The sequence below is a fragment of the Methanohalophilus sp. DAL1 genome (genome assembly GCF_001683555.1).
GTDB lineage: Archaea > Halobacteriota > Methanosarcinia > Methanosarcinales > Methanosarcinaceae > Methanohalophilus > Methanohalophilus euhalobius.
Window position 1 is genome coordinate 1 of sequence record NZ_MAFX01000048.1, and the last position, 6532, is coordinate 6532.

The 6532-nt window shown below is 40.8% G+C and carries 8 protein-coding genes; 4 read left to right on the forward strand and 4 right to left on the reverse strand.

All coding sequences use genetic code 11. The features are described 5' to 3' along the window. From A9957_RS08385 to A9957_RS08400, 4 genes are all read left to right on the forward strand, one after another. Positions 1-632, forward strand: a 632-nt coding sequence (locus A9957_RS08385; RefSeq protein WP_292343888.1) for a CocE/NonD family hydrolase C-terminal non-catalytic domain-containing protein, incomplete at its 5' end; no start/stop codon positions are given. A gap of 9 nt (positions 633-641) precedes the next feature. Next, on the forward strand, positions 642-1922 hold the full coding sequence (locus A9957_RS08390; RefSeq protein ID WP_096711355.1) for an ATP-grasp domain-containing protein: 1281 nt from the start codon (positions 642-644) through the stop codon (positions 1920-1922). 172 nt (positions 1923-2094) lie between these two features. Further along, positions 2095-2838 (forward strand): ABC transporter ATP-binding protein, encoded by a 744-nt coding sequence (locus A9957_RS08395; RefSeq protein WP_096711354.1) that lies wholly within the window; start codon positions 2095-2097, stop codon positions 2836-2838. Further along, positions 2817-4040 carry a SufD family Fe-S cluster assembly protein gene (locus tag A9957_RS08400; protein ID WP_105460115.1) on the forward strand — a complete coding sequence of 408 codons (1224 nt, stop codon included), beginning with the start codon at positions 2817-2819 and terminating at the stop codon, positions 4038-4040. Before A9957_RS08395 ends, A9957_RS08400 begins: the two co-directional genes overlap by 22 nt. A 33-nt stretch (positions 4041-4073) precedes the next feature. Here the strand turns inward: A9957_RS08400 and A9957_RS08405 are convergent, their stop codons facing one another. The 4 genes from A9957_RS08405 to A9957_RS08420 form a co-directional block, all read right to left on the reverse strand. Continuing rightward, a complete protein-coding gene (locus A9957_RS08405; RefSeq protein WP_128754097.1) occupies positions 4074-4724 on the reverse strand; it encodes a flavodoxin family protein in 651 nt (216 codons plus the stop codon). A 210-nt stretch (positions 4725-4934) separates the two neighbouring features. Then, positions 4935-5213 (reverse strand): IS6 family transposase, encoded by a 279-nt coding sequence (locus tag A9957_RS08410; RefSeq protein ID WP_123151406.1) that lies wholly within the window; start codon positions 5211-5213, stop codon positions 4935-4937. Between the two features lie 92 nt (positions 5214-5305). Continuing rightward, positions 5306-5464: a hypothetical protein gene (locus A9957_RS08415; RefSeq protein ID WP_164908996.1), complete on the reverse strand. Its 159-nt coding sequence runs from the start codon at positions 5462-5464 to the stop codon at positions 5306-5308. An 80-nt stretch (positions 5465-5544) separates the two neighbouring features. Next, positions 5545-6532 (reverse strand): aldo/keto reductase (locus A9957_RS08420; RefSeq protein WP_292343890.1); only part of this gene is annotated, 988 nt, incomplete at its 5' end.

A 6532-nucleotide genomic window follows, 5' to 3' on the forward strand; every position in this document is an offset into this window, starting at 1 on the left:
GTAATGAAAATCCTATTGTGCTTGAAGTTGGTAATACATACAGGATTTGCATAAAAATGAATTATGTGGCACAAAATTTCCCCGCTGGCAATAAAATACGACTGTCGATTTCAACTTCGTACTGGCCGTTTGCGTGGCCAAGTCCTGAACCTGCAGCTTTGACTATAAAGAGCAAGGGTAAACTCATACTACCTGTAAGACCAAAAAACAAAGAAGATGACAAATTACCAGATATAGGAGAACCGGTCTTATCAGAACCAATTCGCTCCACACTTCTGGAGCCTGCAAAGAGAGAATGGACAGTTCAACATAATCTTGCAACAAATGAAGTGAAACAACAGATTATCAATAATGATGCCTTCTTACGGCTGGATGATATCAATCTGGAAATTGGAAAAGAGACAACTGAAGTTTATTCTTATTTGAATAACAATTACAATACAGTTAGAGGAGAAGTGGAAAGTACAAGAAGTCTGGCGCGTGGAGATTGGAAGATTGAAACCCTGACAAGAACAGTACTTACATCCACACCGACTCATTTTCAAATTCGGGCAATCCTTGATGCTTATGAGGGTGATACACGGATTTTTAGCAAAAGCTGGGACGATTTGATTCCACGTGATATGATGTGAGGAAGATAAATGAAGAAAAATATTTTTGTTGTAGGAATGGATTCCTTCAACCTGGAAAAACTTAGAAAAGTGCCGGCCGCCAAAGAATGTGTATTTCATTCAGCTATTGACATTGATGAGATGCGGCATGTGGATAAATTTGATGTAGAGAAACTGTTATCAGTTGCGGAAAACAGAATGAGGGCTGTTGAAGGTGGACCAGCCGGTGTAATTACATATTTTGATTTCCCTGCACAGGACATGGTTCCAATTCTGGCATCAAGAATGGGTTTACCGGGCCCAAGTTTTGAAAGTGTCCTTAAATGTGAACACAAATACTGGAGCCGGTTAGAGCAGCAAAAAGTAATCTCAAAACACATACCCGCATTCTGTGCCTTTAATCCTTTTGATGAAGATATATTTGATTCTATAAATCTGCCTTTTCCTTTCTGGATAAAGCCTTTCAGGTCATTCCGTTCATTCCTTGCTTTCGAAATAGAAAATCGCGGACAATTCGAGGCAACACTGGAACAAATACGTGAAAGTATTGATTTCATTCACAAACCGTTTATGCAACTTTTACAGAACCAGAATCTTCCTGCAGATATAACTCAAATGAAAGAGAGCTGTATCGCAGAAACACCTCTTTACGGAAGGCAATGTACCCTGGAAGGATATGTGTACAAGGGAAAAGTAAAGGTGTATGGTGTTGTGGATTCTATCAGGGACCAGCATTTTTCTTCATTCTCACGTTATGAATATCCTTCATCATTACCAAAATGGGTCCAGAAAAAAATGATGAAAGTTTGCAAACGATTCATAAGATCCATTGGACTTGATAATTCGGCTTTCAATGTCGAATTTTTTTATGATCCATTCCATAAACAGGTATATTTACTGGAAATAAACACCAGGATATCCCAGTCTCATGCTGACCTTTTTGAAAAAGTCCATGGTGTTTCACATCATCAAATCATGCTACAACTTGCCCTTGGAGACAAACCAAAACCTCTGGGCAATAAGGGCAAATTCCGGTACGCAGCAAAATTCATGCTCAGGACATTTGATTCCGGTAAAGTGGTTGCAGTTCCGTCAGATGAAGAAATTGCTTCGGTTATGAATGAAATGCCGGGTACAATAGTCAAAGTGCTGGTTAAAGAAGGACAGCAACTATCAAAGATGGAGTTGCAGGACAGTTATAGTTATGAACTTGCGGATATTTTTATAGGAGCAAATAAACGGTCTGAACTTGTGGATAAATATGACAGGGTTATTGAAATGATAACTTTCAGTATAAAGAAGGATATCTAATAATTTAAAAGAAATACATACTTATTAGTAAATCAGGAAGCAGGGCAGTGTATTCTGTTTAAGCTTCCAATCCAGCCATAACAAATAACTTTTTAAGCGTCTGGATAGATATAGATAGTTAGAGCATCACCTAGCTGGAAATAGTTAATATGAATACTAAGTGGAGGATTACATGTTAGAAGTAAAGGACCTTACTGTTGAGGTTGGTGGAAAAGAGCTGCTAAAAGATGTCAACCTCAAAGTGGAAAAGGGTTATACAAATATCATTCTGGGGCCAAATGGTGCAGGAAAAACTGCTCTTTTGATGACATTGATGGGATTTAGTGGTTACAAGATAGTAAGCGGGCAGATATTATTCAAAGGTGAGGACATAACTCATATGTCTATTGATGAAAGGGCAACAAGGGGAATTGGAATTATGACCCAGCGCCCCCCAAACATGACTGGAGTCAAACTGAAAAATCTCTTAAAACTGATAGCAGGGGATAAAGATATGGAGCAGATGGCTGAATCCCTTGATATGATTAGATTCATGGAAAGAGATATCAACGTGGGATTTTCAGGCGGAGAAATCAAAAGATCCGAATTATTACAACTTGCTGCACAAAGTCCATGTATCTATTTGTTTGATGAGCCCGAATCTGGTGTAGACCTTATGAGCATTGACATTATCGGAAGCACAATAAATGATCTGGTCCATGGTGATTCAACCTGCCCGGGTGACCGTAAAGGTCATGGAAAGTCAGCTTTAATAATTACACATACAGGTAAGATTTTGGATTACATCGAAGCAGACCGTGCTTATGTCCTCTGCAACGGAACAATAATGTGCGAGGGGAATCCCAGGGAGATGCTTCAGGAAATCAAAGAAAACGGTTATGAGGAGTGTATTACATGCAAACTGAAGAAAGCCTGAAAAAAAGGGCTAAAGCAGCACTACGAAAGGAAGCTGCATACGGAGAGAAATTTGATCTGGATGAGTATTCGATTGCTCCAAAAGAAACTAAATACACTGATAACCTGAATGAACTCGATGAGAAATCCCAGAGAACTCTTCTCAATGTAGGAGTTGTTCCCAGCGGGGAAGGCAGAGGTGGCAGCCTTGTAATGGTTGATAATGCCATATCTCATTCCTCAGTTTCCGATAAAGGAATTGAATTGATGCCTCTTCACTTCGCAATGCAAAAACATGATTGGTTGAAAGATTATTCCTGGAATTTGGTGCCTGTGGATGCAGATAAATACACTGCGACCAGCTATCTGGAAAACGCCAATGGTTATTTTATAAGAGCCCCGAAGGGAGTCAAAACAAAATTACCCATCCAAACCTGTCTGCTAATGGGTTCAAAAGACGTCTCTCAGACAGTCCACAACATTGTAATCGTAGAAGAAGACGCCAGATTGGATGTAATTACTGGCTGCTCTACAAGTAGCGATGTGGACAAAGCTATGCATCTGGGAATTTCGGAAATGTATGTTAAGAAGGGTGGTACTCTAAATTTCACCATGATCCATAATTGGGCTGAACAAATTGGGGTGCGCCCCAGAACAGTAATTCATCTGGAAGAAGGTGCTACTTTCATTAACAATTATGTTACGCTCAAGGCGGTAAAATCCATTCAGAGCTATCCGACAGCTCGCCTTACCGGCAAGGGAGCCTTTGCCAGGTTCAATACCATTGCTGTGGCACATCCCGGTTCTGAATTGGATCTTGGTAGTCGTGTTATATTTGATGCACCCGACACAAAAGCAGAGCTTGTCTCCAGAACGATCACAACCGGTGGGACTGTTATTGCAAGAGGAGAAATGATAGGAAATGCAGTCCAGTCAAAGGGGCATTTAGAATGCCACGGACTTGTCCTGAACAGTAAGGGAACACAGAGGGCAATCCCCATCCTTGAAGCAAACGTGGATGATATTGAACTGACACACGAAGCAGCGGTTGGCAGGATTGCAAGGGAACAGGTAGAATACCTTATGGCGCGTGGTCTTTCTGAAGAAGAGGCTGTAGGAATGATAGTGCGCGGTTTCCTTGATGTAGGTATCTCCGGGATCCCGGATGAGCTCCAGAAAGATATTGATGAAACAATCGCACAGATTGGCAAAAGTGCAATGTGATGCAATAGGCATCACATATTCTCTATTTTCAGATCAGTCACTTACCATTTTTGCAGCTTCATCCAGTTCCTTTAGTTTTGTAGGGATGGGATTGTCCCTCAGAAGTTTTGCCATATAAGCAAGATTGTTTACCATATACCTGACAGTCCTGTTTGTGTAGAGGTGTTTGTCTCCTCCTGCATCAATATAGCTTGGACCCGGACCTGCATCACCCACCCAGTAACAATCAGCATTCGGAGGAATTGTACAACCAAGATGGGTCAGATTGAAAAGTGTGTTTGCAGAAACATTGTGTGCTCCATCCTCATTGCCCGTCACAATAACTCCGGCTACCTTGCCATAAAGTGGATATTGCCCTGTTAGGGGTTCAGCATCTCCATAAGATCCATCCAATCTTTCAAGTACCATCTGTGCCACTGCAGATCTTACTCCAAACCATATTGGGGATCCTATTACGAGTATATCACAGGCTTTTATTTTTTCGAGAATCTGTGGCCATTCATCATCGCCTCCTTCATCCGAGGAAACCCCAAAAGCTATGTTGTGGTCTACAATGCGTATTACCTCACTATCTACACCAAGATCCTGAAACAGTTCAGCTGCTTTATCAATAAGGGCTTTTGTATGCGATACTTCAGGTGATTTTTTCAGTGTACAGTTTAAAAAGAGCGCTTTCAATGACATAATGAATATGTTGGTCAGTTGTGACATATAACCTTATCCTATAATGAAATCGACACTGTTCAGTAAAAACATCTTTCCCATTGATAAGGCGTATATGAATTTAAATTTTGATGATTTCTGATGTAATTATGGTAAGCGATAAACATATTGATCCAACTATTGATATATTGGACCAATCCCTCTTTATGTGGGAAATATTTATCGAACACCTTAATCCTCCTTTTTACAGATTTGAACCATCGCTCGATATAATTTCTGATATCCCCGGATATTATTAATCCCGGGTTTCTCCATAACAGTGTACCATGGTCCCCCATCTACAACTGCCCTCTTTGGCATTTTTCCATATATTCGTTTCAAATCCTTAAAGAAAGATTTTGTAGTTAGGTAGTTCCTTGTAGGGTATATCTTGGCATAGATTATTCTTTTAGAATCGGGATTTATAGCCGCGTATAAGAACCAGTACTGGCTTGCAAACTGTACTTTCAACTACTATGGTGTCTGGTAATTTACCAGCATAAAGCTGTACGCACCGGCTGAATTTCTGTACCCGGTAATGTACTCCCCTGTAACTTATCGATTCACCAGGATATGATAATAGTTCTGAGGTTTTTCTCAAACTTAAGTCCCTGCTGGTACACAAGTATGGATAATGCTATGGTTTTTAAATCCCTTCTTTTCCTTTGCACGAAAGATTTAAGGTCTACCGGTATTAGATTTAATAATACATTCTGTTCCATTTTTTCATCCCCTTTAAATAAGGGATGAATCCCCCCTATTTATTTCTTAACTGTAACAGTGCCGCTCAAAAGAGCATAACTTATTTTTCCAGTAACCTTGTGACTTCTGCAAGCATTTCCGGTATGGGTATTTCCTGAGGGCAGCGCTCTGCACATTGTCCGCAATCTATACAGTTGGATGCCATTCGTTCATCTCCTACGTGGGATGCATAGGCCCTGCTGGCATCTTCTATATTTTCATAAAGCATAGCATTATTGAGGTACTTGAAGTTGAGGGGAATCTGCACACCTGCAGGACATGGCAGGCAATACCTGCAACCTGTGCAATCAACAACAAGTCTATCACGGTAGATTTCCTGTACCTCACGTATCAGTGAGTGGTCTTTTTCAGTCAGGGAATGTGGCAATGCTTTATTTGCTGTTGCTAGATTTTCTTTCAGTTGCTCGAGATTGCTCATACCGCTTAAGACCATACTTACCTGCTCAAGATCCCAGATATATCTCAATCCCCATTCTGCCGGTGTACGTTTGACTTCGCTTTTATCCCAGATTTTCATTATGTCATCTGGTACCATATCGGCCAGGCAGCCTCCCCTCAAAGGCTCCATAATTATTACTCCAAGGTTTCTTGATGCTGCATACAGTAAACCTTCGTGGCCTGCCTGATAATCGATGTCAAGATAGTTGTACTGGATCTGACAGACATCCCATGGGTAGGCATCAACGATTTCCTTGAACAAAGAGGCCTCATCGTGGAAAGAAAATCCTACATAACGGGCTCTGCCATCTTGTTTAATCTGATCAAGGAAATCAAATAGTCCAAGTTCCAACAGCTTTGGCCAAAAATCCCGGTTGATAGCATGAATTAGATAAAAATCAACGTAATCCGTACCAAGTCTTTCAAGTTGTTCATCAAAGTAACGATCCATGTCTTCCCGGCTTTCAATGTTCCACGATGGCATTTTGGTGGCGAGATTTACTTTATCCCTGTAACCATTTTGTAACGCTTTAGCCAGCAGGAGTTCACTTTTACCTTCGTGGTAAGGGTATGCGGTATCAAGGTAATTT